Source organism: Roseinatronobacter alkalisoli (assembly GCF_028745735.1).
Classification (GTDB): Bacteria; Pseudomonadota; Alphaproteobacteria; order Rhodobacterales; family Rhodobacteraceae; genus Roseinatronobacter; species Roseinatronobacter alkalisoli.
Genome location: NZ_JAQZSM010000026.1, coordinates 22,215 through 49,211 on the forward strand (window position 1 = coordinate 22,215; position 26,997 = coordinate 49,211).

Here is a 26,997-nt window from a genome sequence, read left to right on the forward strand (position 1 = left end):
CCGTGCGCATACCGGCGGGTATGCTCCCGCCCCGCCCTTCAGTCCTGCGTGCCGTCGGGTGGCGCGCTTTTCCTGCGGTCCGATTTCGGCAGCGAATCCAGCGAATCGAAATCGTTGATGTCACGGTGGGATTTGCGCCACGCGGCGTTCCAGCGTGACAGGCCCAGCCACACCACCAGCCCCAGCGCCGCCCAGATCAGCGCCTGAACCAGAACCGGCAGCCCCGGCATCAACCAGACCAGCGCGGCCACTGCCACAGCCCCCAGCGCGAACCCAAGCGCGACATAGACAGTGGTCATCATTTCCGCGATCAGCAGGATCACGGCAATGATGCCCCATATCATCCAGTCCGGCAGGCCAAGGTTTTCCATTGCCTAGATGTCTTTCAGGATGGCTGCCGCCTCGCGGAAGGCATTGGACGGCCCGCCCGGCAGCATGATCAGCTTCGCATTGTCGGATTTGGCCAGCCCTTCCAGTGCTTCGATCTGCATGCGCGCGGTCTGGAACACCAGCGCTTCCTGCGCATTGGCCCCTTCCAGCGAGGCCGCAATTTCACGGTTGGCCTCGGCATTGGCATGCGCAATGGCGCGGATACCGTCTGCGCGGCGCTGCGCTTCATAAAGCTCGCCATCGGCGTTCAGCTCTGCCGCGCGGCGCTGGCCTTCGGCGCGGGTGATGGCGGCGCGGCGTTCGCGTTCGGCGGCCAGCACTTCTGCCATGGCCTTCTGGGTGGTTTCATTCAGACGCACATCGGTAATTTCCGACCGGCTGATGCGGATACCATAGGTCTTGCCCGCATCTTCCAGCGCTTCCAGCAGCGCCAGGTTCAGCGACCCGCGGTCCGACTGCACCGCGTCCAGTTCCACCTTGCCCAGTTCAGACCGCACCAGCGACTGTACCAGCCCGATCACCAGATCATCGATCTTGTTGACACGGAACACCGCCGCTTCGGGGTTCTCAATGCGGTAGACCACCAGCAATTGCGCACCGAAAACCACGTTATCGGCAGACACGACTTCCAGTTCAATGTCGTTCAGAACCTGATCATTGACGGGCACGTTGGCATGCACACGGTCCAGAAACGGGATGATGATATTAACACCCGCATCCAGCGTCCGTTGATAGGCCCCAAGCCGGGTGATGACCAGATTGCGCGACTGCGGCACAATCTTCAGCCCCATGATGACAATCAGCACCAGAAGGACAACAAGCGCCAGAATTAGTTCCATCAGACCAGCCTTTTTGATTATATTGGATTGCGGCCATGGTCGCGCGAAAACGCGCGCTGTTCAAGCCATATCAGCAGTGGCGAACCGGCGCGAATACAGCAGCAACGCCAGCGCAGCCCCGGCGAAGGCCAGATTGCCTGCAACCAGTGTGTCTGGGGTGCCATTATAGGCCATGGCCACCGGCACCGATAATACTGCCGCCCCGATGGTGGACAGCGACATCACCACCGAAGACCCGATGCCCGCGATATGCCCCAGCGGTTGCAATGCCAGCGCATTCAGGTTGCCGAAGGTCAGGCCGATGGTGAAAAAGGTGGAACACATGAAGGCGAAGAACAGACCGAAATTCCACGGCGCAGGCAGGTCAATCTGCAGCAGCCCCAGAAACAGCGCCGACACCAGCACCTGCCACGTAAAGGCGAATGTCGCCAGTGTCCGCATTCCCAGCCGCATGACAAGCTGCGCATTGGCCATGCTGGCCGTGCCTGCAATCAACGCCGTGGCCGCGAACCACAGGTGAAATGTGGCGGCCCGGTCATAGATTTCATCAAAGATGATCGGCAGGTTTGACAGCCATGTGAACAGCGGCGCGAAGGAAAAGACCAGCGCCGCCACATAGACCATGACCGCACGATTGGTGCCGATCTCCGCAAGGGCGCTGCCAATCGCTGACGGGCTTAACGGGCGACGCCGCGCCAGCGGCAGGGATTCAGGTTGGCGCAGAAACAGCCACAGCCCGCTGACCAGTCCGAAAGCCACGAAGGCATAGAAAATCGCGCGCCAGTCCGCCAGCGCGATGATCCCGGCCCCGATCGTGGGCGCGATTGCCGGAACCAGCACGAATAACGTCATGATGATGGATGTCACCCGCGCCATCGTGCGGCCCTCATAGAGGTCGCGCACCATGGCCGTGGCCACCACACGCGGGGCGGCGGCCCCCAGCCCCTGCAACAGGCGCGCGCCCAGCAGCGCCTCTATCGTCATGGCATGTGATGCCAGCAGCGACCCGCCGACATAGAGCACCAGCCCCCCCAGCAGCACCGATTTGCGCCCATAAGCGTCCGATACCGGCCCGCAAACCATGATCCCCAGCCCCAGACCCAACACAAAGACGGGGATTACCAGTTGCCCCCGTGTTGGTGCCGCAGGCGACAGTTCCGCGCCAATGACCGGCAGCGCGGGCAGCATTGCGTCAATGGCGAATGCAATCATGGCTGACATCAGCGCCATCAGCGCCACAAATTCCCCGAAGCGCAGGGGCTTGGTCGGGGGGAAGGGGATCATGCGGGTGGGTCCAGCTCATCAATGATATTGCGCCATGTTTCGACCGATTGCGCGCCGGGAACTGCGTATTGCTGCGCAACTACGAAGAACGGCACGCCGGAAATGCCGCGCGCGCGGGCATCACGGTCTGCGGTGGCAATGATGTCGCGGTCGGCGTCGCTGTCCAGAAGCCGCGCAATCATGCTGCGGTCCAGCCCGACGGAGTCGCCCAGTGCCAGCAGGGTTTCACTGTCGCCGATATCGCGCCCTTGCTGGAAATAGGCGCGGAACAAAGTGCTGACCATGGCGGTCTGCCGCCCTTCAAGCCCGGCCCAATGGATCAGCCGATGCGCGTTCAGCGTGTTGGGCGTGCGGGTGATGGCGGGCAGGTCCAGCGTCAGGCCGGTGTCTTCCGCAGCGTCGATAATCGGCTTATGGGCATCCAGTATCCCTTTGGCATCGCCGAATTTCATCGCCATGTATTCGTCGCGCGACATGCCTGTTGCGGGCATGTCGGGGTTCAACTGGAAGGGTTTCCAGCGAATATCGAACGGGTGGTCGGGGCGGCTTTCAAGCGCGCGGTCCAGCCGGGCCTTGCCGATAAAGCACCATGGGCAGACAGGGTCGGAATATATGTCCAGCCGGATCATGACGGGTCCTCATAGTTGTTGCGCAGGGCGCGACGTGACAATTTGCCATTGGCCCCGCGCGGCAGGCTGTCGCAATGGCGATACAGGCGCGGCTGCTTGTAGCGTGCCAACCGGCCGGCGGCAAAGGCTTCCAGTTCCGGCAGGGGCAGGGCCTCGGGGCCGGTATAGAAGGCCGCAATGACGGTGACACCGGGTTTCACTTCGATTTCGGTGCAGGCAATATCGGTAATGCCGGGATGATCAGTCAGCGTGCGTTCGACTTCCAGTGGGGAAACGCGGAACCCGCCTGCATTCATCATGTCGTCATTGCGCCCGACATACGTGATTGCGCCATCTTCTGCCATGCGGGCATGATCGCCGGTCAGGAACCAATCCCCGGTCAGCGGCAGGTCCGGCTGCGTGTCCGCGCCCAGATAGCCCAGCATCAGGCCGGGGTCGCTGCGGTGAATGGCCAGCATGCCATCCTCGCCACACGGGGCGGGCTGGCCATCCGCGCCCAGCACGGCAAGCTGCCGCCCGTCCTGCGGGTAACCTGCGGACCCAATGGGGGCAGGGCGCGCGGGGCTGGAGGAAATATAGGTCGAACATTCCGACATTCCCAGCGCTTCATAGATCGCCGTGCCTGTCGCCGCGTGCCAGCCCGCGCGGGTTGCGTCGGGCAGTTTTTCGCCCGCAGACAGCCCATGGCGCAGGCGCGGCAGCTCCAGTTTTTGCCCGTCCTTCAGCAATTGACGATAGACCCCCGGCACGGCGGCAAAGAGTGTCGCGTCAAAGCGTTTCAGCATCAGCGCCAATGGCGCGCCGGTTTCGGGAATAAGCGCAGTTGCGCCAATGGCCCAGGGGTCCATCAGCCCGGTGCCCAGCGTATAGGTCCAGTTGAACGCGCCTGCATGCAGAACGCGGTCATCGGCGCGCAGCCCATACCAGCCATCCCACATCATCCGCCGCGCCCAGACAGCGCGGTGGGCATGCACCACTGCGCGCGGGTTCCCGCCGCTGCCCGATGTATAGATGATATATCCCGCCCGGTCAGGCGCGCCCATATGCCAGTCGCATGGCGGCAAGTCCTGCATCCGGCGCAACTGCGCGCAGTCCAGTGTCGGTGCCGGATGATCGGGCAGGGCCACGCCGTCAGATGCCAGCACCAGTGCAGGTGCCACCTGCGCCGCAATCTTGGTGATTTCCGGCCCCGTCAGTTGCGTCGATGTCGGCACCGGCACCAGCCCCGCCGCCAGCGCGCCCAGATAGGCCACCGGAAAATCCACGCTGTTGCCCAGCCGCAGCAGCACGCGGTCACCGGGGTGCAGGCCCGCACGCAGCAACCCCTGTCCGGTGCCGCGCACCGCCGCTATCAGCCGCCCATAGGACCAGCGTTCGGCCCCGGATGCGCGCACAATCTGCAACGCGATCTTGTCGGGCGTCTGTTCCCCCGCCGCCAGCACATAGCGCGCCATGTTGAACGGCGCGGGGCAGGGCGGGAATATCGCAGGGCGGGTGGTAGATAACATGTGCATGATTTATGCCCGCCGCGTGACAGTTGCAAGTCCATGCACGCTTGCGTAAAGAGAACCGCCATGAGTGACCCTGAAAACACCAGTGTTATCCGCATTGCCCGCGCAGGCGGTGATGTCGAACCCGCCCAGCCCATCGATCTGGCTGAACGGGTGCGTTCCCTGCGCCGTGCGCGGGGCTGGACGCTGGAACAGGCCGCAAGGGCCGCCGGGCTGGCGCGATCCACCCTGTCCAAGATCGAAAACGGGCAGATGTCGCCCACCTATGACGCGCTGAAAAAACTGGCGGGGGGGCTGGAAATTACGGTGCCGCAATTGTTTACCCCCCCTGAAACCACGCGGGCCGGTGGGCGCATGGCGCTGACATCGCGCAGCGAAGGCACCTCCCACCCGACGCCGACTTATGACCACCGCTTGCTGGCCGCACAACTGACGTCGAAGAAGATGTTGCCCTATCAGGCCCGCGTGCGGGCGCGCAGCATGCAGGATTTCGACGGTTGGGTGCGCCATGGCGGCGAGGAATTCCTGTATGTCCTGACCGGCGAAATCCGGCTGTTCACCGAATTCTATGCGCCCGTGGACATGAAACGCGGTGACAGCGCCTATTATGACGCGACCATGGGGCATAATGTCGTGTCATTGTCGCGCGAGGATGCGGAAATCCTTTGGGTTACTTCGCTGGACTGAACGGTGGATGGCCGGGGGGAGTATCCCAAAAGCGCGGAATTAAGGCCGCAGGCCGCCGCGCCACCGGTGGGCCGTCCCGCGGCCTGCCGGTTTTGCTGGTGTTGACTCACGCCTTGGTCGTCAGGATTGTGGAGCCTGCATAAAGTGCATTCCACCCGCGCCGGACCGGAAGACCCCGGCCCACCGCTGGCGCGGGCTTGGTGCGTGAGAACACCCGCAAATCAGCCCCACCCGCCACAATCGCAGATCTAATCATCCTCATGGGTCAGTTCGGGCACATCCTCGGCCCCTGCTGACCCGCGCCCCGAAAGCGACGGGTTCTCCATGAAAAACCGATGGCAGTTGAACAGGCGGCGTTCCTCTCCCTCACCTGGCAGAACGCGCAGCGCGGGGCCATCGGGTTGCAGTACCCAGCTTTGCGCCTCATCCGCCAGATTTGCGGCCATGATCTGGCGCACGATCTGGGCTTTCACGGTCAGATTGTTGATTTCCACCAGCGTTTCCACCCGCCGCACCAGATTGCGGCCCATCCAGTCTGCCGAACTGATGAATACCCGCGCCTGATCCGATGGCAGGCCCGCGCCATTGCCGAAACAGACAATGCGCGAATGTTCCAGAAACCGGCCCACGACGGATTTGACGCGAATATTCTCGGACAGGCCCTGAATGCCGGGGCGCAGCCCGCAGATGCCGCGCACGACAAGGCTGATTTCCACACCGGCGCGGCTGGCCTCATACAGGGCATCAATCACACCGGGGTCGATGATCGAATTCATCTTGGCCCAGATCTGCGCGGGCCTGCCGGAACGGGCATGTTCCGCCTCCGCCGCGATAAGCTGCAACAGGCGCGATTTCATGCTGATGGGCGAAATGGCCAGATTTTCCAGCATTGCCGGTTCAGCATAGCCGGAAACATAGTTAAACACCCGCGTGGCATCGCGCCCAAGCGCCGCGTCACAGGTGAACAGCGACAGATCTGTGTAAATCCGCGCCGTGATCGGGTGGTAATTGCCGGTTCCGAAATGGGTATAGGTGACCAGCTTGTCCCCTTCGCGGCGCACAACGGCGCTGATCTTGGCATGGGTCTTGTAGTTCACAAACCCATAGACGACATGCGCGCCTGCACGTTCCAGCCTGCGCGACTGGCGGATATTTGCGGCTTCGTCAAAGCGTGCTTTCAGTTCGACAAGTGCTGTGACGGATTTGCCCGCCTCTGCGGCTTCGCACAGGGCGGCAACGATAGGGCTGTTGCGCGACGTGCGGTAAAGCGTCTGGCGGATGGCCAGCACATCGGGATCGCGCGCCGCCTGTTCCAGAAACCGCACCACCATGTCAAAAGTTTCATAGGGGTGGTGCAGCAACATGTCCTTTTGCCGGATGGCGGCAAACATGTCGCCATGATGGTCCTGCACACGTTCGGGTACGCGCGGGGTGAAACCGGGCCATAACAGGTCTGGGCGGTCATCCAGCACCAGTTCCTTCAGCGTGGAAATGCCCATGATGCCCTGCACCTCTATCACTTCGGCATCGGACACGCCCAGTTCTTCCATGACCAGATCGCGCAGATCCTGCGGTGCGCCTGTCGAAATCTTCATGCGCACGACTTCGCCCCGGCGGCGGCGTTTCAGGGCCACTTCGAATTCGCGGACCAGATCTTCGGCTTCCTCCTCGACTTCCAGATCGCTGTCGCGCAACACCGAGAAGGTGCACGATCCCAGCAACCGGTAGCCCGGAAACAGGTTGTCCATTTCCGCAAGAATCAGTTCTTCCAGCGGCAGCATGCGGATGCTGTCGCCGGGCAGGCGCAGGAAACGGTCAATCTGGCCAGGAACTGGCACCAGCGCATCCAGCTTGCGCCCACGCTTGTCTTCCAGCTCCATGGCCAGCGAAAACCCGGCATTCGGGATGAACGGAAACGGGTGCGCGGGGTCAATGGCCAGCGGCGACAGAACGGGAAAGACATTCTCCAGGAAGTATTGCGCCACTGCCGCGCGGTCCTGCTCACTCAGGTCGTGGCGCGACAGGATGGTGATTCCGGCTGCTGCCAGAAGGGGGCGCAGAATGGCCCAGACATCCTGCTGCTTTTCCATCAGGCTGCGCGCATCTTCGTTGATCAGCACAAGCTGCTCTGCGGGGGTGCGCCCGTCATCGGACGGGCTGCTGTTGCCCGCGCGCGCCAGTTGCCGCAGGCCCGCCACCCGCACTGTATAGAATTCATCCAGATTGGCCGCCGAAATGGACAGAAAACGCACCCGTTCCAGCAATGGCACACGCGGGTTCATCGCTTCTTCCAGCACGCGCCAGTTAAAGGCCAGCCATGACATTTCGCGGTTGAAAAACCGTTCCGGCCCGGCAGGGTCAAACCCTTCCAGCACCTGTGGGGCGGGGAATGGTGCATTCAGGAAATCGGCGGATGGAAGGGTCTGGGTCATGGTATCCTGTATACTGGCGGAATATGACGGTTTTGTCATGTCAGACGCGAATGGCCGACAATTCATTCAGGTATTATCTGCGCGCGCTGATGACCGGCTGCCCCCCCGCCATCAATGTCAGCCTGCCGGTTTCCGGCACCAGTTGATACCCGTCCACACGGCGCAGCATGGCCGTGAACTGGTGTTCCTGTTGCATCATCCCGTCAGGGCAGGCCATCATTGTGCTGGCAATCCGCCCGAAAGACAAGATGCCGCCATGCCGCCGGTACCCGCCAATCAACCGGTTGCACCCGACAGAGGCACTCATGCGCCCGTCGGCATAAAACACAAGTTCGGTGCGCGACGGGAATACGGTGGGTTTGTCGCTGATCGCGGTAATTCGCCAGACCCCCTGGGTGATGTCCTGTTCGGGGCGGATCAACCGGCATTCGGACAGTTCGGCACCATCAATGCGCAACAGTGCCGTGTCCACCTTGATATGGATGGACGTCGCCGCATTGTCCGGTGCTGCGTAAAGTGCGCCTGATGCGGCCTCGGCCGGGGTCATGATGATGACCTGTTCGTTGAAGCGCAGCCGCAGATCATCCGGCAGGAACCCGATTTCCAGCAATTGCGTGCCGCATGCCAGAAGCGATGCAAACCCCATGGGCGCAGTGCGCAATGCGCGGATGGGGCCAAGATCAACCGGGTCCGTGCCCGCTGCGATGGCCACAGGTTCGGTCAGCCAGACCATATCATCCGCTGCGCGCAACCCAGCACGCAGGATCAGGGGCCGGTCTGCGGGCGCGTCCAGCTCAAAGGCAAAAGGGCTTTGCGTTCCACCGGCAAGCCGCCGCTGCGCGACCAGTGTTGTGTCGGTGTCGTCGCTGATATCGACAATCACCACAGAGTGATCTGGCACTGCCATCCGTTCCAGCAGCGTGATCTGCCCGGATATCCGGCGGTTTGTGTCCTGCGCGGCAAGCGGGGCGGCCAACAGGCCGGACAGCAGAAAAAAACATATCGACAGAAATCGGATCAAGGCGGCCCCCGGGCATGAAAATGAATGACATAAAGATTATGCAGCACCCGGCCCGCATACAAGTAGGCGAAAATGCCGGATACGCGCTTGTGACCTATCCGCGATCGGCAAGCGCGTTCAGGATGTCTGCGGCCAGCTGGCGTGAAATGGGCTTCTTGCGCGCCAGTGCTTCGGCATCCAGCAGCGCGACGATGCGTTGCGCCCCCCCAAGGGAGCGTTCCATCCGCGCCAGAAGATAGGGAACAAGCGTATCGGAAACGGTGACCTGCCGGTCGGCAAACAGTTTGGTCAGCACAGCGGCCAGAAGCGCATCATCGGGCGCCGCCAGCCCGACATGCGCCGCAGCCTGCAGGCGCGAGGCCAGATCAGGCAGGCACAGGCCCCAGTCGCGCACAGGCGCGCGCGCCGCCAGCAGCAATTGCCCGCCCCCCGCCGCCAGCAGGTTATGCAGATGAAACAGCGCCGCTTCCAGCCGGGGCTGGCCCGCGATCTGATGGGTATCATCCAGCGCCACGCAGGTCCGTGCAGCCAGCGCGGGCAGGTCTGCCCCCTCCAGCGCGGTTGCGCGCAGCAGGGCCGCGCCGTGGTGGTTGGCCCAGATATGCAGCAGATGGGTCTTGCCCGCCCCTTCGGGACCGGTCAGCACCAGCTTGCCCGCAGGCCAGTCGCCCCTGGTGATCATCTGAAGCGCATGGGCATTGCAGGGTGCGGGCACGAAATCGCTGCGCCCATAGGATGCGGGCAGGGCCAGCGGCAGATGTATCTGTCCGGCGCGCGGTGGGGGTGAGGGGGGGCGCGATGATGGCATGCGTCACTCCCTTCCGTAAAGCGCGCTGTTTTGGTATTGCGCGATCGCGAAACGCACCAGCACCCCGATGGCTGCTGCGACCGGCACCGCGATCAGCATGCCGGTAAACCCGAACATGCTGCCAAAGGCAGATACGGCAAACAACAACCAGACCGGGTGCAGCCGCACCGAATTGCCCACGATGCGCGGCACAAGGATATTGCCTTCCAGCACCTGCCCGACCGCGAAAATCGCAACCACCGCTGCAATCATGCCCGGTTCACCCCAGAACTGCCACAGCGCAACCCCGATGGCCAGAACCCCGCCCACGATCGCGCCGATATAGGGGATGAAGGAAATCAGCCCCGCCACCACCCCGATGGCCAGCCCGAACTGCAGCCCCACCAGCCCCAGCGCAGTCGCGTAATAGGCCGCAAGGATCAGGCATACCGTGACCTGTCCGCGTACAAACCCCGCAATGGCACGGTCAACGTCCTGGCCGATCTGGCGCAGGGTGGGGGCGTGCTGTCGCGGCAGCAGATCATCGGCCCCGCGCATGACCCGCGGCCAGTCCAGCAACAGATAAAACGCAACGACAGGGGTGATCAGCAGGAAGATGACCGCACTGACCACACCCGACACCCCGCGCAGCACGCCCTGCGCAAGTCCGGCACCCCGCTCGCGGATGGCGTCCCCCATTGCGGCAAGGGATGTTTTCAGCGTGTCTTCCAGATCGGGGAAATACCGGGTCAGAAATGTCTGCGCCTGCTGCAACAGGTCCGGCGCGGTTTCACTTAATTGCACAAGCTGGGCGACGACGGCAGGGATGATCAGCAACCCCGCCAGCACCACAGCCCCGAGTGCCAGACACATCAGCCCCGCCACCGCCAGCACGCGCGGCACGCCAGCAGCCATCAGCCGCAGGACAAGGGGATTCAGGAAATAGGCAATCGCGGCCCCTGTGACAAAGGGCAGCAACACATCCCCCATCACCCAGAGCAGCGCGATGAAGCCAAGGGTGGCAATGCCCCAGAAGGTGATTTGTGTGCGGATCGGCATCAGGCGTTCCAGTCGGCTTGGCGGTAAGGTTCCCCTATGCCATATCGCGCGGTGCTGGCAGGTGTGCAAGTCTTCTGGCACGCACACAGGCGGTAAAAGCACCGCCACTGCCCCTGCCGGGGCAGGAAAAGGGGGCTGTCTGCCCCCCTCGGGCCTTCGGCCCTCACCCCCCGAGGATATTTTTCCAGAATGAATGGGGGGCGGGAATGATGATATTCTGCCCGCGGCCGGGGTTACAGCCGCATATGGCGTGCGCGGGCGCCGCGTTCGATCGCCGCCGCATGCAGGCGGTCTATCTGCAGTTCATGGCGGATTTCTTCCAGCAGGCGCAGTTCCGCCTGTGACAGTTTCCCGTCGGAAGCGGCCACATCGCAGGCGATGGTATAGGCGGTTTCGTTCAGCTTTTCCGGCAGATTGCCATGGACAAGGCCGAACAGGGCATCAAGCCCGTCTTCTTCTTCCAGCAGGTCGAACACGGTCTGGGCAATGGTCTTGATGCGGTCCGCGTCATATTCCGCGAAGATCGGCAGGTGATTGACCAGCGCCTGAATCGCCACCAGTTCGGCGGTGCGGATTTCCTGATCCGCGGCAGATACGGCGATCATGAGCGCAACAAGGCAATCCTGCGGCGACAGCGGATGAGGCTCGGGCGACATTGGGTGGTCCTTCGGGATTGGTCTGCAACCTACAGATTATTGACGCGGCGCCAAAGGCGCAATAGGGAGAGGGGCTGTAATTCAACCCCCACAAGGAAGTGAAGTGTCCATGTCCGCACTGCGCGATGCCGCCCTGACATCCAAAGCCTGGCCTTTTGAGGAGGCCCGTAAACTGGTTGCGCGCATCAAGGGCAAGGCCCCTGAAAAGGGCTATGTGCTGTTTGAAACGGGCTATGGCCCGTCCGGCCTGCCCCATATCGGCACATTTGGCGAAGTGGCGCGCACGACAATGATCCGGCGCGCGTTTGAGCTGATCTGCGATGTGCCCACGCGGCTGATCTGTTTTTCCGATGATGTGGACGGCATGCGCAAGGTGCCCGAGAATGTGCCGGACCCGGTTGCGCTGCGCGAACATCTGCAAAAGCCGCTGACATCCGTGCCGGACCCGTTTGGCAAATATGAAAGTTTCGGCCATCATAACAACGCCATGCTGCGCCGGTTTCTGGACACGTTCGGGTTTGAATACGAATTCATCAGCGCGACCGAATATTACAAATCCGGCAAATTCGATGCGGTGCTGTTGCGCGCCGCCGAGCGCTATGACGAGATCATGGCGGTGATGCTGAAGTCCCTGCGCGAAGAACGCCAGCAGACCTATTCCATTTTCCTGCCCATCCACCCGGAAACGGGGCGGGTGCTGTATGTGCCGATGAAACATGTGGATGGCGCTAAGGGCGAGATCACATTTGACGACGAGGACGGGCGCGAATGGACGCTGCCGGTCACGGGGGGGCAGGTAAAGCTGCAATGGAAGCCCGATTTCGGTGCGCGCTGGGCGGCGCTGGATGTCGATTTCGAAATGTATGGCAAGGACCATTCGACCAACACGCCCATCTATGACCGCATTTGCGAAATTCTGGGCGGGCGCAAGCCTGAGCATTATGTCTATGAGTTGTTTCTGGATGAAAACGGCGAGAAGATCAGCAAATCCAAGGGTAACGGGCTGACCATCGATGAATGGCTGACCTATGCCAGCACGGAATCGCTGTCCTATTACATGTTTCTGAAGCCGCGCACCGCCAAGCGCCTGTCATGGGATGTGATCCCGAAGGCGGTTGATGAATATCACCAGCAATTGCGCGCCTATCCCGGCCAGACGCCGGAGCAGCAGGTGGCCAATCCTGTCTGGCATATTCATGGTGGCAAACCGCCCGTGTCGCATATGGTGGTCAGTTTTGCGATGTTGCTGAACCTGGCATCGGTTGCAGGGGCTGCGGGCAAGGACGGGCTTTGGGGCTTTATCCGCCGCTATGCGCCGGATGCGGCCCCTGAAACTCACCCCGATCTGGATCAGGCGGCGGGGTTCGCCTTGGCCTATTTCCGCGACTACGTGGCCCCTGCGCGCCGGTTCCGTGCGCCGGATGACCGCGAACGCACCGCCATGGTGGATCTGGCGGCGCGGTTGCGCGACTGGCAGGGCGGGCTGGACGCAGAGGAATTGCAGACCCTTGCCTTCGCGGTGGGCAAGGATCACGGGTTTGAAAACCTGCGCGACTGGTTCAAGGCACTTTATGAGGTGTTGCTGGGCCAGTCCCAGGGTCCGCGTTTTGGCGGGTTCATAGCGCTCTATGGTGTGGATGAAACGGTTGCGTTGATTGACCGCGCATTGGCGGGTGATCTGGCATAAGTGATCCGGATACCCCCTTTTTGCGTAAAGTTTTGCGTAAAGATGGTATACTTGCGCGAAAAGGGGGTCATCATGCGTGCGATATTTGCGGCATTGGGGCTTGTGCTGGCCGTGAGCACTGCACAGGCACAGGACCATGCCGGTATTGGCCAGACCATCGAAAGCCAGATCGCCGCGTTGCAGGCGGATGATTTCGACCGTGCCTTCAGCTTTGCCAGCCCCGATATAAAGCGCCTGTTCGCAACGCCGGAGCGGTTTGGCGCGATGGTGCGGAACGGCTATCCGATGGTGTATCGTCCCGCAGACGTCACCATGCTGGAGCAGACCGAAACCCCGGCAGGTGTGGTTCAGCGTGTCATGATCCGCGATGCGCAGGGGCGGCTGCATTTTCTGGCCTATCAGATGGTGCCTGCGGCGGATGGCTGGCAGATCAACGGTGTGCAGTTGCTTCAGGCGCCTGAAACAGGTGTCTGAGGCGGGGTTTGCGCGGGCTGCGAATGGCGTTGTGGTCGCCCCAAGGTGCGGAACAAAGGCCGCAGGCTGGCCCACGCCATAGGTCTGGCCGTCCCGCGGCCTGCCGATTGCGCTGATGTCAGTTCAAGCTTTTGAACTCAGGAGTATGCCGCCCGCATAAAGCGAACTTCTACAACGCGGGACCGGCAGACCCCGGCCCACTGATGGCGCGGGCTTCAACCGTCCGGTTCAGGCCAGTCAGCCCCTGCCCGCAAGGGCAACGCACGCTGCCCTCAACGAGGTTTAACCGCCCTTTGATATAGTCTGCCCTGTCCGGATGATCGGTCAGGTAGGCAATCCGCGCCCCTGAACGTCATCCGATTGCAGAAATCGACTGACAAGAGAGGGTCTTTCATGAACCTGGCCGTTACCAACCCGCAGGCAATTACGCCCCCGCCGTTTTCGGCAGGTCTGGACCAGTGGTCGCAAACCACGGGCCGCCCCGGAACACCGACATATGACACTGCCGCATATGCCGCTTTTGTGCCCGCTGACCCCGATTTCAGCGGCGCGCTGGAAATTCAGCATATCAGCGCCACGACGCGGCTGCGCTGGATGGGGGAAGTGCCGGTCCTGCCCGGCAGCTACCTGCGCGTACGCGCGCGCATCAAGGCAATGGCCGGTGTCATGCCGGATATACGCATTGCAACATGGGCGGGCGACAGCAGCGGCACCGAAATTCCGGGACTGACAACCACCGGCCCACAGGTGACGCTGACCACCTATGGCCAGATTGTCGAAGTGTCGGCCATCATCGGCACCGGCGCGCGCCCGGGTGTGAACATGGTCTGGCCGCTGTCTGTGAATATCGCGCATGTGGGGCTGGACCTGACCGGCCCGACAGGCGGGGTGGTGCGCATCGATGACCTGATCATCGAGGATATTTCCGTCCTTTATACCCGCGACATGCTGGGCCTTGTCGATGTGCGCGATTTCGGCGCGCTGGGCGACGGGGCAAGCGATGATCACAGCGCGTTTCTGGCAGCGATGGCGGCGGCAAACGGGCGCAGCCTGCTGGTGCCAGAGGGCGTGTTTGCCCTTGGCGATGATCTGACGATCAGCATGCCCGCAGTGTTTCGCGGCACGCTGAGCATGGCGCCCGAAACCGTGCTGATCCTGCAGCAGAATTTCAACCTGCCCGGCTATGAAGCGGCCTTTGGCAGCGCTGAACTGGGGTTTCGCAAAGGGGTGCAGGCGCTGTTTCACAGCAATGAACATATGGAATTCAACCTGAAGGGGCGGCGCGTCCCCTTGACCGCGCCTGTCGATGTGTTCGCGCTTGCGGGCTATGATGACACATCGCGGCGCAGGGTGCTGGCCGATGGTCAGCTGGATTTCATCAACAGCCCCGCATGGGACACTGAAACCGTGACGGGTATTGCCACCTACACACCATCCAGCCCGCTGTTGTTAAGCGGCATCAGCAATGTGGCCGCCATTCCCGTGGGTGCGCGCGTCAGCGGTGTCGGCGTGGGCCGCGAAGTATATGTGCGTGCGCGCAATGTGGCGGCGGGTACACTGACCCTCAGCCTGCCGCTGCATGGTGGCGCGATGACGCAGGAATTCACCTTTGAACGCTTCAGATACGGGCTGGATTTTTCGGGCTTTTCCAGTCTGCGCAATTTCGAATTCCACAATCTGGAATTCATCTGCCGTGGTCGCGGTTCGGCGGTCATGCTGGCCGAAGGGGGGCGGATTTTCCGCTTCCATCAATGCGATTTCAACCGCCCGCGCGACCGGGCCATCACATCGATCGGGGTGGCATGTCAGGGGTTGATGATCGACAATTGCCAGTTCAGCAGTTCGCAGATGACAATGAATTCGCAGGATCGCACGGTCATCGGCTTTAATGTCAACAATAACGATACCAAGATCCGCAACAACCGCGTTGTGCTGTGGGCGCATTTCGGGGTGGTGGCCGGCAGCGGCCATATCATCAGCGGCAATCACTTCTTTCAGGGTGATTCAACTGCCGCGGGCATACGTCAGGCAGGACTTGTCCTGAGTGCGGGAAATGTCAAAACCACCGTGACCGGCAATTACATAGATAATTGCTTTATCGAGATGACCAATGAACATGACGCCTTCCCCGACCATACCACGGGCTTTTCCTTTGGCGGGTTGACGGTCACCGGCAATATCTTCTTTGCGATCAGCGTCGCGCCATGGTTCCGTTACCTTGTGTTCAAACCCTATGGGTCAGGGCATTTCATTCAGGGGCTGGTGGTTCAGGGCAATGTGTTCCGCCTGTCGGGCAACGCGATAGAGCGGGTGGAGGTCGTGGATACCACATTCGCGGGACTGCAATATAACCGCTTCCGCAATGTGCTGTTCCAGAACAACAGCTATAACGGCGTTGATTTCCCGACAGAAAGCCCGAGCGTCATCATTCATGAACAAAACACCGCAGCCACGAACTGGACCATCGATTCAGGTGGCAAAATGCCCTTTGGCGGGCGGGTGCGCACTGTGACATCGGTGGTCATGGAAGATGCGGCGCGCGATGACAGCGACACAATCCGCCATGAGGCACCCTATGTGCAGGTCAATCAGGGACCGGACAGCAATCAGGCGCGGTTGCGCTGGCCGGTGGCCACACGCGGACGCGCGATTGTGACCATGCGCGTTGACCGCCCGCTATAGCGCCGGTCAGCGGCGTATCGTCGCCCCGCGCAGCTGTTTTTCGACAGTGCGGACAATACGTTGCCTTTCACTGTCGAACGCGGCCGAATCCAGATCGAAATAGGACCATCCATTGGCGGCGCAGCGGGCCTTGATATCCTTGCTGTGCTGCACGATCTGGCGGGCCATGCGGTGCAGGTCGGCATCCGATCTGCTATGCGATGTCCAGCAATCATGGACCTTGCGAAAGGCGATCATGCTTTCGGCCTTGCGCGCGGGATCATCCAGCGCATAGCCGATGGCAAAGCATGGAACGCCGCGCCGCGTGGCCCAGTGGGGCAGCGTCACGCCATTGTCCAGAAATATGGTCCCTTCCAGCAACAGCCCTGTCGGATGGGCCAGCAACAGACGTTTGTAGATATATTTGACCAACCGCAGCTTTGTGGCCTGATCACACCCCAGATGGGTTGCATTGCGCAGCCTGTCGCCGGGAATGTGGTACAGCCGGTTGCGCAGCGCCACCTGCTGCGCCACCAGCGTCTTGCCGCAGCGCATTGCGCCGGTGACAATGGATGACGGCACCGGCGCAGGGGCATAGGCGGCAATATCCGCGAACAGAAGCTGCAGATAGGCATCGACCCCGGCCTTTGTCTGTGCAGGCGGGCCATCCGGAAGGGGGATTACGGGCAATCCGTTGCGCGCAGGGTCCGGGGAAAACAGCCTGTGCCGTATGTTGTGTATGTGCTTTTTCAATTGCATCCATACCTGCCTTGAGTCCAGACATCTTGTGCGCGCCCGGGGCGCAGGGTTCAAGCCTTTCATATCACCTTCGCGCGCCCCCTTTTGCCCACGCCCCTGTGACCGGCGCGCGTGTCTTTGTGCTGGATTGAAAGGCGCGTTCAGGTTAGACTTGGCAACAGACCCGAAAAATCGGGCAAAAACAGGCAAAAACAGCGGTTCTATCGAGGCAGTCGCATGACAGAAATGGTTTATGGCACCGCGCCTATGCGCGTGGTGGACCCTATCCTTCCGCGTTGGTGGCGCACCATTGACAAGATGACCCTGACAGGGGTGTTGTTGCTGATGGCCGTGGGGTTGCTGCTGGGGCTTGCGGCATCTCCGCCTTTGGCCACGCGCAACGGGTTGCCGCCGTTCTTCTATGTGCAGCGGCAGGTGTTTTTCGGCATTCTGGGGCTGATAGCCATGCTGGGCCTGTCCATGTGTTCGCCCGAACGCATACGGCGTTTTGCGGTGGTGGGGTTCTTTGCCAGTCTGCTGGCGCTGATGCTGTTGCCGTTTTTCGGCACTGATTTCGGCAAGGGGGCCACGCGCTGGTTCAGCCTTGGTTTCGGGTCGTTCCAGCCGTCTGAATTTCTGAAACCCATGCTGGCAGTATTTGCCGCATGGCTTATGGCATCATCGCAGGACCTGAACGGCCCGCCGGGACGGGCGCTGTCCTTCGGGTTCACGCTGCTTGTGGTGGGGTTTCTGGCCCTTCAGCCGGATTTCGGGCAGGCCGCGCTGATCGCCGCAGGCTGGATGATCATGTATTTCGTGGCCGGTGCGCCCATGGCGCTGCTGGTGGGTATTGCCGGGCTGGTGGTTGTGGGTGGCTGGGCGGCCTATAATTCGTCTGAACATTTTGCCCGCCGTATTGACGGGTTTCTGGCCCCGGATGTGGACCCGCGCACCCAGATGGGCTATGCGCAGAACGCCATTTCCGAAGGCGGATTTTTCGGCGCGGGCGTGGGCGAAGGGCGCGTGAAATGGTCCCTGCCTGATGCGCATACCGATTTCATCATCGCTGTGGCCGCCGAAGAATACGGCTTCATTCTGGTGTTGTTCATCATCGGGCTTTACGCGCTGATCCTGCTGCGGTCGTTGTTCAGGCTGATGCGCGAACGCGATATTTTCATCCGTCTGGCAGGAACCGGCATTGTGGCGGTGTTTTCCATTCAGGCCATGATCAATATGGGCGTTGCTGTGCGTTTGCTGCCGTCGAAAGGCATGACTTTGCCGTTCGTGTCCTATGGTGGGTCGTCCCTGCTTGCGACGGGCATGGCAATCGGTATGCTGCTGGCATTCACACGCACCAGACCACAGGGCGAGATTGGCGAGATTCTGTCGCGCCGTGGACTGGGTTCAGGGGGCTGACATGGCCAAGACACCGCTTGTTCTGATTGCCGCCGGGGGCACGGGCGGGCATATGTTTCCTGCGCAGGCCCTGGCAGAGGCGCTGCTGGCGCGGGGCTGGCGGGTCAAGCTGTCCACTGATGCGCGTGGCGCGCGCTATGCAGGCGGGTTTCCACAGGCGGTCAGGGTTGACAGGGTAAACGCCGCGACTTTCGCACGCGGCGGGGTGCTGGCAAAGGCGGTTGTGCCGCTGCGGCTGGCCGCGGGCGTTTTGCGTGCGATCATGGGCATGGTGTTGGACCGCCCGCGCGTTGTCGTGGGGTTTGGCGGCTATCCGACTGTGCCCGCGCTGGCGGCGGCGGTCGTGCTGCGCATTCCGCGCATGATCCATGAACAAAACGGTGTGCTGGGGCAGGTGAATGCGTTTTTTGCCAGGCGCGTCAACGCCCTGGCCTGCGGCACATGGCCGATTCAGGGCGCGGAGGGGGTTGAAGGCGTGTTCACCGGCAACCCCGTGCGCGCTGCTGTGCGCGACCGTGCGGGCGCAGGGTATATCGCGCCCGGTGATTACCCGATGGACCTGCTTGTCATTGGCGGCTCGCAGGGGGCGCGTATCCTGTCGGATGTCGTGCCGGACGCGATTGCCGCGCTGCCTGACGATGTGAAACGCAATCTGACTGTGTCCCATCAGGCGCGCGAAGAAGATATTCCGCGCGTTGTCGCGGCCTATGACGCGGGCGGGGTCAGCGCAGAAATCGCGCCCTTTTTCGGCGATATTCCCCGCCGCCTGTCGGAATGCCAGCTGGTCATCAGCCGCGCGGGTGCGTCATCTGTCGCCGATATTTCGATTATCGGGCGCCCGTCGGTTCTGGTGCCCTATGCGGCGGCGGCGGGGAACCATCAGGCGGCGAATGCCAGAATGCTGTCGCGGGTGGATGCGGCAGTGGTTTTCCCCGAATCACAATTCGCCGCCCCTGCGTTAAGCGAAACCCTGTTATCAATCCTGACCAATCCAAAAGCGGCCAATTCAATGGCGCGCGCCGCGCTGTCTGCCGGGCGCCCGGATGCGACAGAACATCTGGTCGCGCTGGTCGAATCCCTTGCCCGAAAGGAACAGCCATGAGTCCCGCCACAAAACTGCCGACCGATATCGGCCCGATCCATTTCATCGGTATCGGCGGCATTGGCATGTCGGGCATTGCCGAAGTGCTGATGACACATGGCTACCGCGTGCAGGGGTCGGATATGAAGGCCAGCGCCATCACTGACCGGCTGGCGGAACTGGGTGCGGAAATCTTTGTCGGGCAGCGCGCGGAAAATATTGGTGATGCCGAAGTGATCGTGGTGTCCACGGCCATCAAACCCGACAATCCCGAACTGGCTGCAGCGCGGCGCGCGGGTTTGCCGGTGGTGCGCCGGGCGGAAATGCTGGCCGAACTGATGCGCCTGCGTTCCAACATCGCAGTGGCGGGGACGCATGGCAAAACCACCACCACAACCATGGTCGCCACCCTGCTGGACCGTGGCGGGCTGGACCCCACTGTCATCAATGGGGGCGTGATCCATGCCTATGGGTCCAATGCGCGCGCAGGCGCGGGGGAATGGATGGTGGTCGAGGCCGACGAATCCGACGGGTCGTTCAACCGGCTGCCTGCAACGATTGCGATTGTCACCAATATTGACCCCGAACATATGGAACACTGGGGCAGTTTCGATGCGCTGCGCAAAGGGTTTTACGATTTTGTCAGCGGGATTCCCTTCTATGGGCTGGCAATCTGCTGCACGGATCATGCGGAAGTACAGGCACTGGTTGCCCGCCTGACCGACCGGCGCGTTGTGACTTTCGGGTTTAATGCGCAGGCCGATATCCGCGCGGTCAATCTGCACTATGACAAGGGAATCGCGAAGTTTGATATCGCGTTTCAGGATGAAGGCCGCGTGATCGAAGGGTGCAGCCTGCCGATGCCGGGGGATCACAATGTGTCCAATGCGCTGGCCGCTGTGGCAGCAGCGCGGCATCTGGGGATGAACGGCGCGGAAATCCGCGCGGCATTGGCCGGTTTCGGGGGTGTGAACCGCCGCTTTACCCGCGTGGGTGAAGCCGGGGGGGTGACCATCATCGATGATTACGGCCATCACCCGGTCGAGATTGCCGCCGTGCTGCGTGCCGCGCGGCAGGCGCTGGGCGGGCAGGGGCGGGTGATTGCGGTGCATCAGCCGCACCGCTATTCGCGCCTGTCGAACCTGTTCGAGGAATTCTGCACCTGTTTCAATGAAGCCGATGTCGTGGGCATCGCGCCGGTCTATGCCGCCGGAGAAGACCCGATTGCGGGCGCCAGCCGCGATGACCTGCTGACCGGGCTGGCTGCGCATGGGCATCGCGCGGCCTATCCGGTGACCACAGAGGATGATCTGGAAGCGCTGGTACGCGCACATGCAGGCCCCGGTGATATGGTTGTCTGCCTTGGCGCGGGCACGATTTCTGGCTGGGCACATGCGCTGTTGCCGCGCTTGCAGGCAAAGGCTGCCTGATGGGGCCGGAGGTGCGTATCTATCTGTTCATGGCGGCGGCGGTCTTTGCCGGTGCTGTGCTGGGTTTTGTGTTGCTGCGCAATGGCTGGCGCAGGGCCTTTGGCGCGGTTGTGCTGGGCCATGTTCTGGCGGCGGGCGGGATGTTCTTGTCCTTGCGCGGCGGGTCCGGCCAGATGGACGGGCTGGCGATGGCCATTCTGCTGTCGGTTTTCGTGCTTCCTGCCATACTGGGCCTGATCATCGGGGGCTGTGTGGGGTGGTGGCGCAGGGGGCGCAGCAGTTTCTGAGGGGGGGCTTGGGTGGCTGCCGCCCCCCAAACCCCCTGCCTGAAGGGGGGCACGCCCCCCTTCAGAAACCCCGGTGGATATTTATACCAGACTGAACATCAGGGCGCGGCGTCCTGCAGGATCATGTCGGCGGCTTTTTCGGCGATCATGATGACCGGGGCCTGGGTATTCCCCGAGGTGATGCGCGGCATGACCGAGGCATCTGCCACGCGCAGCCCGCCAATGCCCCTGACGCGCAGGCGCGGGTCGAGCACGGCGCGGTCGTCACTGCCCATGCGGGCAGTGCCTGTGGGATGAAAGATGGTCGAGGCGATGTCACCCGCGCCGCGGGCCAGTTCGGCATCGGTCTGGTAGTCCGGGCCGGGCCTGAATTCCTGCGGGTGGTAGCGCGCCAGTGGCGCTTGTTCCATGATCCTGCGGGTCAGGCGGATGGCGCGGGCTGCCACCAGCCGGTCGGTGTCGGTTGACAGGTAATTCGGCCGGATCAGGGGATGGGTCTGTGGATCGGGGGAGGTGAGATGCACCTGTCCGCGGCTTTCGGGGCGCAGGTGGCACACGCTGGCGGTGATGGCGGGGAAGTTATGCGGCGGCTGGCCGAAGGCGTCCAGCGTGACAGGCTGGACATGGTATTCGAGATCCGGCGTGGCAATTGTGTCGCTTGAGCGCGCGAAGGCGCCGAGTTGGCTGGGAGCCATGGACATGGGGCCGGTCCGGCGCAGCATGTATTCCAGCCCGATCATGCCTTTGCCCCAGAGTGTCGCGGCCATTGTGTTGAGTGTCGGCACCCCCTGAACCCTGAAGGCGCAGCGGATTTGCAGATGATCCTGAAGGTTTTCACCCAGTTCGGGAATATCAAGAACCGGGGTGATGCCGTGGTTTGCCAGCAATTCCGCCGGTCCCAGACCCGATAGCTGCATCAGATGCGGGGTCCCGATTGCGCCTGTGGCGAGAATGGTTTCGCGCCCGGCCTGTGCGCATGCAGGCGCGCCCTTGTGGCGGAAGCGCACGCCCGTGACCTGGCGTTCCGACAGGACCAGCCCTTCGGCCTGGGCATGGGTCAGCACGGTCAGGTTGGGCCGGCGCATGGCCGGGCGCAGGAAGCCGCGCGCGACCGACCAGCGCAGCCCCTTGCGCTGGTTGACCTTGAAATAGCCCACGCCGAAATTGTCGCCGAGGTTGAAATCCGGGGTTTCGGGAATGCCTGCTGCGATGGCGGCATCTTTCCAGGCATCCAGAATTTCCCAGTGCAGGCGCTGCTGTTCGACACGCAATTCGCCGCCCGCGCCATGCTGGCCGGGAATTTCGCCCTGATAATAGTCTTCGGATTTCAGGAAATAGGGCAGCACATCGTCCCAGCCCCAGCCGGTATTGCCCATCTGCGCCCAGGTGTCGTAATCGGCGGCCTGTCCGCGCAGGTAAAGCATGCCATTGATGGAGGAGCACCCCCCCAGCAGCCGCCCGCGCGGGTACAGCAGGCTGCGCCCGTTCAGGCCGGGTTCCGGCGCAGTGCGGTAGCGCCAGTCGGTGCGCGGATTGTCGATGCAATACAGGTATCCGACCGGAATATGGACCCAGTGATACCTGTCGGACCCGCCCGCTTCCAGCAACAGAACGCGCGTGGCGGGGTTCGCGCTCAGGCGGTTTGCCAACACGCATCCGGCGGACCCCGCGCCCACGATGATGTAGTCGAATGTTCCGAAATCCTGCACGCCCATCCCCCCGGTTTTGGGCAGTGTGGCCAAGCGTGCGGGGGGCTTCAAGCGGGAAAATGTCGCACAGCGCCGCGGCTTGAATTTTTCCAAGTGATCAAATTTCTTGCATCATCGTGGCGAATGCCCAAGAATACATCATTATGACGCCGCCATGGGTGGCGCCTGCGTCCGCGCGATGACAGATTGCCAAACACCACTTACGCAAATTGACGTAAGACCAACAGGAGGGTTCTTGAATGTTCCACCGCACTTTGACTGCTGCAATCGGCTTTGGTGCCCTTGCGGTTTCTGCTCATGCGCAGACAAGCATGCCATTCGCACTGGACTGGCGGTTTGAAGGGCCGTCTGCGCCTTATTTCGTGGCCATCGACAAGGGCTATTTCGCAGATGCGGGCCTGGAGGTGGAAGTGACCGCAGGGCAGGGCAGCCTTGATGCGATTCCCAAAGTGGCGACGGGTGCATTCCCGGTGGGTTTTGCCGATATCAACAGCCTGATCAAGTTTCTGGACCAGAACCCCGATGCGCCGGTGATCGGTGTGATGATGGTCTATGACAAGCCGCCATTCGCCATTGTGGGGCGCAAGTCGCTGGGTATTGAAACCCCGTCCGATCTGGAAGGGCGCATTCTGGGTGCCCCGCCCCCCGATGGTGCATTCGCGCAATGGCCGATTTTCGTGGCGGAAACCGGCATTGATGAATCACAGGTCACCATTGAACCCGTGGGGTTCCCGACGCGCGAGCCGTCGCTGGCCGAAGGCACTGTTGCGGCTGTGACCGGGTTTTCGTTCACATCATTCCTGAGCACGGCGCGGCTGGGCGTGCCTGAAGATGATCTGACCGTCATTCTTATGGCTGATCATGGGGTGGACCTTTATGGCAACGTGATCATCGCCAATACGGATTTTGCTGAAGCCAACCCTGATGCGGTGTCGGGCTTCCTGGAAGCTGTTGCCAAGGGCTGGGTGGACACGATTGCAGACCCCGAAGCGGCGATTGAGTCACTGGTCAGCCGGAACCCCGCAATGGATGGCGAACTGGAATTGCGCCGCCTTGAACTGGCGCTGGCCGATACGGTTGTCACCGACTGGGTTCTGGAAAACGGCATGGGCATTATCGATGCCGATCGTTTCGCCAATTCGCTGGAGCAGATCAAGCTGACCTATGAATACCAGACGGAACCCGATGCATCGGTCTATTTCACCGATGCTTTCCTGCCCGAAGGCGGGTTCAAGCTGGACTGATACATGGTGAGCGACCAGCGCGGCGTGGGCTGCGCTGGTGATACTGGCTTCGGGGGCGGGATGCAGAATCTTATCGAAATCAAAGGTGTGAAGCACGCCTATCAGACTGATGCAGGGCCGTTGCCGGTTCTGGACGGGCTGGAAATTTCTGTTCCCGAAGGCGGGTTCGTGGCTGTGGTCGGCCCGTCAGGTTGTGGCAAATCCACCCTGACGCGGTTGATCGCGGGCCTGATGAAACCCGATGAGGGCGAAGTCTGGCTGCATGGCGAAAAGGTCAAGGGGCCGCGGTCCACTGTGGGCATGGCGTTTCAGAACCCGGTGCTGCTGGAATGGCGCACGATTCTGAAAAATGTGCTGCTGCCGCTGGAAATTGTGCCCAGCAAATTGTCGCGCAAACAGGCAGAGGACCGCGCGCGTTTCCTGCTGTCGCTGGTGGGGCTGGAAGGGTTCGAGGACAAGCGCCCGTCGGAATTGTCGGGCGGCATGCGCCAGCGCGCCAGCCTGTGCCGCGCGCTGATCCATCAGCCTGATGTGCTGATTCTGGACGAACCTTTCGGCGCGCTGGATGCGTTCACCCGCGAGGATTTGTGGCAGACCATGCACAGGGTCAAGGAACGCGAACCCTTTACCGGGGTGCTGATCACGCATGACCTGCGCGAATCGATCTTTCTGGCCGATCAGGTTGTCGTGTTGTCGGGCCGTCCTGCGCGCACGCAATATGTGCTGGATGTGCCGTCCAGCGGGCCGCGCACATTGGAAGACCTGTATACCGCTGTGGCCGCAGAACAGCTGAACATCCTGCGCCACCAGATTCAGATTGCCCAGGGGCGCAGTACCGCAGGGGAGGGCGCGGCATGAACAAGCATATTCGCGCCTTTGTCGTGCCGGTTATCGCTGTAGTGGTGTTTCTGGCCTTCTGGGAATGGCTGGTCTGGTTCAATGGCTGGCCACGATTCAAGATGGCGGCCCCGTCGGACCTGCCGCCAGCGTTTGAACGCCATTGGCCGCTGTTTCTGTCGATGGGTTGGCAGACATTGTGGCGCACAGTGGTCGGGCTGTTTCTGGCGGTGCTGTTCGGCACGCTTCTGGGCATGATCATGGGGTTTTCGCGCACCATGCGCGATGCGCTGTATCCGCTGTTGGTGGGGTTCAATGCGATCCCCAAGGCGACAGTGGTGCCGATTGTCGCGCTGATGTTCGTGGGCCAGCATGATTTCAACACGGTGCTTCTGGCCTTCATGATTTCGTTCTTTCCGATTGCGGTGTCGGTCAGTATCGGCCTGTCCACGCTGGAACCTGAATACCGCGATATTCTGCGCAGCCTTGGCGCATCGCAGGCCACGATCTTCTGGAAGATTGCCCTGCCGAAAACCCTACCGGAATTCTTTGGCGCGTTGAAAGTGGCGGTAACACTGGCGTTCATCGGCACCAATCTGATGGAAATCGTCAGCCCGCATGGGCGGGGCTTGGGCGCGTTGTTTGATTCGGGGCGCACAAATTCGGACTTTCCGCTGATGTTTGCGGTGTTGATTGCCTTGGCGTTTCTGGGGATCGTGCTGTATTACATCGTGGTGGCGCTGGAAAAGATATTCGCGGGCTGGGCAGAACGCGCGCCGGGGTAGGGCGGGCCGTCGCCTGCTGGAATCACATAGCTGGTTGGATGTGGCTGAAGGGGGCATTGATGCCTGGATCAAGCCCGCGCTGTCGGCAGGCCGCGGGACGGCCCGCCGGTTGCGTGGGCCAGCCTTCGGCCTTTGTTCCGCATCTCGGGAATACCCCCAAATGTCCGCATCAGGCTGATTGCATCCCGCGCAGCCACGCGAAAGGCGCAGTCCTGTTGTTCCCGCGCCGCCGGGAAACGCAAAAAGGGGCTCGCGGTTTTGCACGACATGCTCCTGCTTGACACTGCTGCCCGCTTCCTCCCTGATGCGGGCATGAATGATCATCTGAAGGGGTTGCTGATCACGGGCCTTGGTGTCCTGTTCATTGTCCCCGATTCCCTGTTTGTGCGGCTGATAGAGGCGGATGGCCTGACCATCGCGTTCTGGCGGAACCTGTCATCGGGCATGTTCATCATGCTGTTCGTGCTGGCGACCCAAGGGGGCAGTGCCGTTGCCAGCGTTTCGCGCAGCGGCGGGGCAGGGCTGATCTATGTGGTGTTTTTCGGCACATCGGCTGCGGGGTTCGTGCTGGCGGTCACATTGACCAGTGTGGCCAATGTCGTTTTCATCATCGCCACAATGCCGGTTTTCGCGGCCATCCTCAGCCGGGTTTTCCTGGGCGAGCTGATAAGCCGCCGCATGATCTGGACGATGGCGGGTGTGTTCGTGGGCATGGCCATCATATTGGTGGGGTCGCGGAAAACCGCAGGGGCGCATTGGCATGGCGACCTGATGGCGGTGGGGGTTGCCTTTTGCTTCGCTGTTGCCATGACCGCCTTGCGCAAATTGCGCGGGCGACCCACGCTGCCGCTGTTGCCGGTGGCGCTGATCGGGTCTGCGCTGGTTCTGGCCCCGTTTGCCGATATCGCGGGGCCGGTTCCGGGGCAGTGGTGGCTGCTGCTGGGGCATGGCGCGTTCATCACTGTCGCCAGTTCGCTGATGACGCTGGGGCCGCGCTATATCACCTCGGCAGAGGTGACATTGCTGATCTTGCTGGAATCCATTCTTGCGCCGGTTCTGGTGTGGTTTCTGCTGGGCGAAGATCCGGGGCAGTTAACGCTGGTGGGCGGTGCGGTTGTGATTGCGGTTTTGCTGCTGTCGAATCTGGTGGTGATGTGGCAGTTGCGGCGCAACCGGGTGCTGGTGCGCTGACATCTGATCAGATCAGGTTGAAGGCTGGTTTGGCTTAAAGCCTCGAGCCTTTAACTTGATCCATATCCTGCTTCGCAGCAGTAATTCCAGCATTCCTGCGGTGTGAACAGATCGCAGACTTCGGCGAGTGCGTCGAACATCTGGTCGAATGTTCTGGCCCCG

24 protein-coding genes are annotated in these 26,997 nt (G+C 61.8%); 12 read left to right on the plus strand and 12 right to left on the minus strand.

The features are described from left to right. Positions 1 to 38: 38 nt before the first annotated feature. From PUT78_RS18920 to PUT78_RS18940, 5 genes are read right to left on the minus strand one after another with little or no spacing between them, the layout of a single operon-like run. A complete protein-coding gene (locus PUT78_RS18920) occupies positions 39 to 371 on the minus strand; it encodes an NfeD family protein (protein WP_274353835.1) in 333 nt (110 codons plus the stop codon). A 3-nt stretch (positions 372 to 374) separates the two neighbouring features. Beyond that, positions 375 to 1,229, minus strand: a complete 855-nt coding sequence (locus tag PUT78_RS18925; RefSeq protein WP_274353836.1) for an SPFH domain-containing protein — start codon at positions 1,227 to 1,229, stop codon at positions 375 to 377. Between the two features lie 60 nt (positions 1,230 to 1,289). Next, positions 1,290 to 2,513 carry a multidrug effflux MFS transporter gene (locus tag PUT78_RS18930; protein WP_274353837.1) on the minus strand — a complete coding sequence of 408 codons (1,224 nt, stop codon included), beginning with the start codon at positions 2,511 to 2,513 and terminating at the stop codon, positions 1,290 to 1,292. Further along, a complete protein-coding gene (locus PUT78_RS18935; protein ID WP_274353838.1) occupies positions 2,510 to 3,142 on the minus strand; it encodes a DsbA family oxidoreductase in 633 nt (210 codons plus the stop codon). The genes PUT78_RS18930 and PUT78_RS18935 overlap by 4 nt, the downstream gene beginning before the upstream one ends. After that, the gene (locus PUT78_RS18940) at positions 3,139 to 4,650 is read right to left on the minus strand and encodes a class I adenylate-forming enzyme family protein (RefSeq protein ID WP_274353857.1); all 1,512 of its coding nucleotides are present in this window, start codon (positions 4,648 to 4,650) and stop codon (positions 3,139 to 3,141) included. The genes PUT78_RS18935 and PUT78_RS18940 overlap by 4 nt, the downstream gene beginning before the upstream one ends. A 66-nt stretch (positions 4,651 to 4,716) precedes the next feature. Here PUT78_RS18940 and PUT78_RS18945 point away from each other — a divergent pair, with 66 nt between their 5' ends. Beyond that, on the plus strand, positions 4,717 to 5,340 hold the full coding sequence (locus PUT78_RS18945) for a helix-turn-helix domain-containing protein (RefSeq protein WP_274353839.1): 624 nt from the start codon (positions 4,717 to 4,719) through the stop codon (positions 5,338 to 5,340). A 248-nt stretch (positions 5,341 to 5,588) separates the two neighbouring features. Here the strand turns inward: PUT78_RS18945 and PUT78_RS18950 are convergent, their stop codons facing one another. The 5 genes from PUT78_RS18950 to PUT78_RS18970 form a co-directional block, all read right to left on the minus strand. After that, positions 5,589 to 7,772: an RNA degradosome polyphosphate kinase gene (locus PUT78_RS18950; RefSeq protein WP_274353840.1), complete on the minus strand. Its 2,184-nt coding sequence runs from the start codon at positions 7,770 to 7,772 to the stop codon at positions 5,589 to 5,591. Between the two features lie 73 nt (positions 7,773 to 7,845). After that, positions 7,846 to 8,793 carry an META domain-containing protein gene (locus PUT78_RS18955; RefSeq protein ID WP_274353841.1) on the minus strand — a complete coding sequence of 316 codons (948 nt, stop codon included), beginning with the start codon at positions 8,791 to 8,793 and terminating at the stop codon, positions 7,846 to 7,848. A gap of 94 nt (positions 8,794 to 8,887) precedes the next feature. Then, a complete protein-coding gene (locus tag PUT78_RS18960) occupies positions 8,888 to 9,601 on the minus strand; it encodes a P-loop NTPase family protein (RefSeq protein ID WP_274353842.1) in 714 nt (237 codons plus the stop codon). 3 nt (positions 9,602 to 9,604) lie between these two features. Further along, a complete protein-coding gene (locus PUT78_RS18965) occupies positions 9,605 to 10,639 on the minus strand; it encodes an AI-2E family transporter (protein WP_274353843.1) in 1,035 nt (344 codons plus the stop codon). A gap of 233 nt (positions 10,640 to 10,872) precedes the next feature. Next, a complete protein-coding gene (locus PUT78_RS18970; RefSeq protein WP_274353844.1) occupies positions 10,873 to 11,295 on the minus strand; it encodes a tellurite resistance TerB family protein in 423 nt (140 codons plus the stop codon). 109 nt (positions 11,296 to 11,404) lie between these two features. Here PUT78_RS18970 and PUT78_RS18975 point away from each other — a divergent pair, with 109 nt between their 5' ends. The 3 genes from PUT78_RS18975 (at position 11,405) to PUT78_RS18985 (ending at position 16,138) form a co-directional block, all read left to right on the plus strand. Then, positions 11,405 to 12,982, plus strand: a complete 1,578-nt coding sequence (locus PUT78_RS18975; RefSeq protein WP_274353845.1) for a lysine--tRNA ligase — start codon at positions 11,405 to 11,407, stop codon at positions 12,980 to 12,982. 72 nt (positions 12,983 to 13,054) lie between these two features. Continuing rightward, the gene (locus PUT78_RS18980) at positions 13,055 to 13,456 is read left to right on the plus strand and encodes a DUF4864 domain-containing protein (RefSeq protein ID WP_274353846.1); all 402 of its coding nucleotides are present in this window, start codon (positions 13,055 to 13,057) and stop codon (positions 13,454 to 13,456) included. Positions 13,457 to 13,849: 393 nt separating this feature from the next. Continuing rightward, complete coding sequence (locus tag PUT78_RS18985) at positions 13,850 to 16,138, plus strand: right-handed parallel beta-helix repeat-containing protein (protein WP_274353847.1); 2,289 nt, start codon at positions 13,850 to 13,852, stop codon at positions 16,136 to 16,138. A 6-nt stretch (positions 16,139 to 16,144) separates the two neighbouring features. Here PUT78_RS18985 and PUT78_RS18990 read toward each other — a convergent pair whose 3' ends face one another. Next, positions 16,145 to 16,876 carry a hypothetical protein gene (locus PUT78_RS18990; protein ID WP_274353848.1) on the minus strand — a complete coding sequence of 244 codons (732 nt, stop codon included), beginning with the start codon at positions 16,874 to 16,876 and terminating at the stop codon, positions 16,145 to 16,147. 216 nt (positions 16,877 to 17,092) lie between these two features. On the opposite strand from PUT78_RS18990, the gene ftsW reads away from it, so the two are divergent. Genes ftsW through PUT78_RS19010 form a run of 4 tightly spaced genes read left to right on the plus strand, consistent with a single transcriptional unit; the run spans position 17,093 to position 21,069 of the window. Further along, entirely contained in the window at positions 17,093 to 18,271 is a 1,179-nt protein-coding gene (gene ftsW / locus PUT78_RS18995; RefSeq protein WP_274353849.1) for a putative lipid II flippase FtsW, read from the plus strand. Position 18,272: 1 nt separating this feature from the next. Continuing rightward, positions 18,273 to 19,373 carry a UDP-N-acetylglucosamine--N-acetylmuramyl-(pentapeptide) pyrophosphoryl-undecaprenol N-acetylglucosamine transferase gene (locus PUT78_RS19000; RefSeq protein ID WP_274353850.1) on the plus strand — a complete coding sequence of 367 codons (1,101 nt, stop codon included), beginning with the start codon at positions 18,273 to 18,275 and terminating at the stop codon, positions 19,371 to 19,373. Then, positions 19,370 to 20,782: a UDP-N-acetylmuramate--L-alanine ligase gene (gene murC / locus PUT78_RS19005; RefSeq protein WP_274353851.1), complete on the plus strand. Its 1,413-nt coding sequence runs from the start codon at positions 19,370 to 19,372 to the stop codon at positions 20,780 to 20,782. Before PUT78_RS19000 ends, murC begins: the two co-directional genes overlap by 4 nt. Before the next feature lie 11 nt (positions 20,783 to 20,793). Further along, positions 20,794 to 21,069, plus strand: coding sequence for a hypothetical protein (locus PUT78_RS19010; protein WP_274353852.1), 276 nt, complete (start codon positions 20,794 to 20,796; stop codon positions 21,067 to 21,069). Between the two features lie 98 nt (positions 21,070 to 21,167). Here PUT78_RS19010 and PUT78_RS19015 read toward each other — a convergent pair whose 3' ends face one another. Next, positions 21,168 to 22,784, minus strand: coding sequence for a GMC family oxidoreductase (locus PUT78_RS19015; RefSeq protein ID WP_274353858.1), 1,617 nt, complete (start codon positions 22,782 to 22,784; stop codon positions 21,168 to 21,170). A 233-nt stretch (positions 22,785 to 23,017) separates the two neighbouring features. Between PUT78_RS19015 and PUT78_RS19020 the strand changes: the two genes are divergently transcribed. The 4 genes from PUT78_RS19020 (at position 23,018) to PUT78_RS19035 (ending at position 26,835) form a co-directional block, all read left to right on the plus strand. After that, the gene (locus PUT78_RS19020) at positions 23,018 to 24,022 is read left to right on the plus strand and encodes an ABC transporter substrate-binding protein (protein WP_274353853.1); all 1,005 of its coding nucleotides are present in this window, start codon (positions 23,018 to 23,020) and stop codon (positions 24,020 to 24,022) included. A gap of 60 nt (positions 24,023 to 24,082) precedes the next feature. Then, positions 24,083 to 24,880: an ABC transporter ATP-binding protein gene (locus PUT78_RS19025; RefSeq protein ID WP_274353859.1), complete on the plus strand. Its 798-nt coding sequence runs from the start codon at positions 24,083 to 24,085 to the stop codon at positions 24,878 to 24,880. Continuing rightward, complete coding sequence (locus tag PUT78_RS19030) at positions 24,877 to 25,644, plus strand: ABC transporter permease (RefSeq protein WP_274353854.1); 768 nt, start codon at positions 24,877 to 24,879, stop codon at positions 25,642 to 25,644. The genes PUT78_RS19025 and PUT78_RS19030 overlap by 4 nt, the downstream gene beginning before the upstream one ends. Before the next feature lie 312 nt (positions 25,645 to 25,956). Further along, a complete protein-coding gene (locus PUT78_RS19035; protein ID WP_274353855.1) occupies positions 25,957 to 26,835 on the plus strand; it encodes a DMT family transporter in 879 nt (292 codons plus the stop codon). Positions 26,836 to 26,997 lie beyond the last annotated feature (162 nt).

Excerpts from the sequence above, each read along its gene's own strand:
- murC (WP_274353851.1), top strand. The coding sequence starts at position 19,370 with ATGAGTCCCGCCACAAAACTGCCGACCGATATCGGCCCGATCCATTTC.
- PUT78_RS18990 (WP_274353848.1), bottom strand. The coding sequence starts at position 16,876 with ATGCAATTGAAAAAGCACATACACAACATACGGCACAGGCTGTTTTCC.
- PUT78_RS18960 (WP_274353842.1), bottom strand. The coding sequence starts at position 9,601 with ATGCCATCATCGCGCCCCCCCTCACCCCCACCGCGCGCCGGACAGATA.
- PUT78_RS18935 (WP_274353838.1), bottom strand. The coding sequence starts at position 3,142 with ATGATCCGGCTGGACATATATTCCGACCCTGTCTGCCCATGGTGCTTT.
- ftsW (WP_274353849.1), top strand. The coding sequence starts at position 17,093 with ATGACAGAAATGGTTTATGGCACCGCGCCTATGCGCGTGGTGGACCCT.
- PUT78_RS19035 (WP_274353855.1), top strand. The coding sequence starts at position 25,957 with ATGAATGATCATCTGAAGGGGTTGCTGATCACGGGCCTTGGTGTCCTG.
- PUT78_RS19025 (WP_274353859.1), top strand. The coding sequence starts at position 24,083 with ATGCAGAATCTTATCGAAATCAAAGGTGTGAAGCACGCCTATCAGACT.
- PUT78_RS18970 (WP_274353844.1), bottom strand. The coding sequence starts at position 11,295 with ATGTCGCCCGAGCCTCATCCGCTGTCGCCGCAGGATTGCCTTGTTGCG.
- PUT78_RS18940 (WP_274353857.1), bottom strand. The coding sequence starts at position 4,650 with ATGTTATCTACCACCCGCCCTGCGATATTCCCGCCCTGCCCCGCGCCG.
- PUT78_RS18945 (WP_274353839.1), top strand. The coding sequence starts at position 4,717 with ATGAGTGACCCTGAAAACACCAGTGTTATCCGCATTGCCCGCGCAGGC.
- PUT78_RS19015 (WP_274353858.1), bottom strand. The coding sequence starts at position 22,784 with ATGGGCGTGCAGGATTTCGGAACATTCGACTACATCATCGTGGGCGCG.
- PUT78_RS18975 (WP_274353845.1), top strand. The coding sequence starts at position 11,405 with ATGTCCGCACTGCGCGATGCCGCCCTGACATCCAAAGCCTGGCCTTTT.
- PUT78_RS18980 (WP_274353846.1), top strand. The coding sequence starts at position 13,055 with ATGCGTGCGATATTTGCGGCATTGGGGCTTGTGCTGGCCGTGAGCACT.
- PUT78_RS18930 (WP_274353837.1), bottom strand. The coding sequence starts at position 2,513 with ATGATCCCCTTCCCCCCGACCAAGCCCCTGCGCTTCGGGGAATTTGTG.
- PUT78_RS18925 (WP_274353836.1), bottom strand. The coding sequence starts at position 1,229 with ATGGAACTAATTCTGGCGCTTGTTGTCCTTCTGGTGCTGATTGTCATC.
- PUT78_RS19000 (WP_274353850.1), top strand. The coding sequence starts at position 18,273 with ATGGCCAAGACACCGCTTGTTCTGATTGCCGCCGGGGGCACGGGCGGG.
- PUT78_RS19020 (WP_274353853.1), top strand. The coding sequence starts at position 23,018 with ATGTTCCACCGCACTTTGACTGCTGCAATCGGCTTTGGTGCCCTTGCG.
- PUT78_RS19030 (WP_274353854.1), top strand. The coding sequence starts at position 24,877 with ATGAACAAGCATATTCGCGCCTTTGTCGTGCCGGTTATCGCTGTAGTG.
- PUT78_RS18950 (WP_274353840.1), bottom strand. The coding sequence starts at position 7,772 with ATGACCCAGACCCTTCCATCCGCCGATTTCCTGAATGCACCATTCCCC.
- PUT78_RS18920 (WP_274353835.1), bottom strand. The coding sequence starts at position 371 with ATGGAAAACCTTGGCCTGCCGGACTGGATGATATGGGGCATCATTGCC.
- PUT78_RS18985 (WP_274353847.1), top strand. The coding sequence starts at position 13,850 with ATGAACCTGGCCGTTACCAACCCGCAGGCAATTACGCCCCCGCCGTTT.
- PUT78_RS18965 (WP_274353843.1), bottom strand. The coding sequence starts at position 10,639 with ATGCCGATCCGCACACAAATCACCTTCTGGGGCATTGCCACCCTTGGC.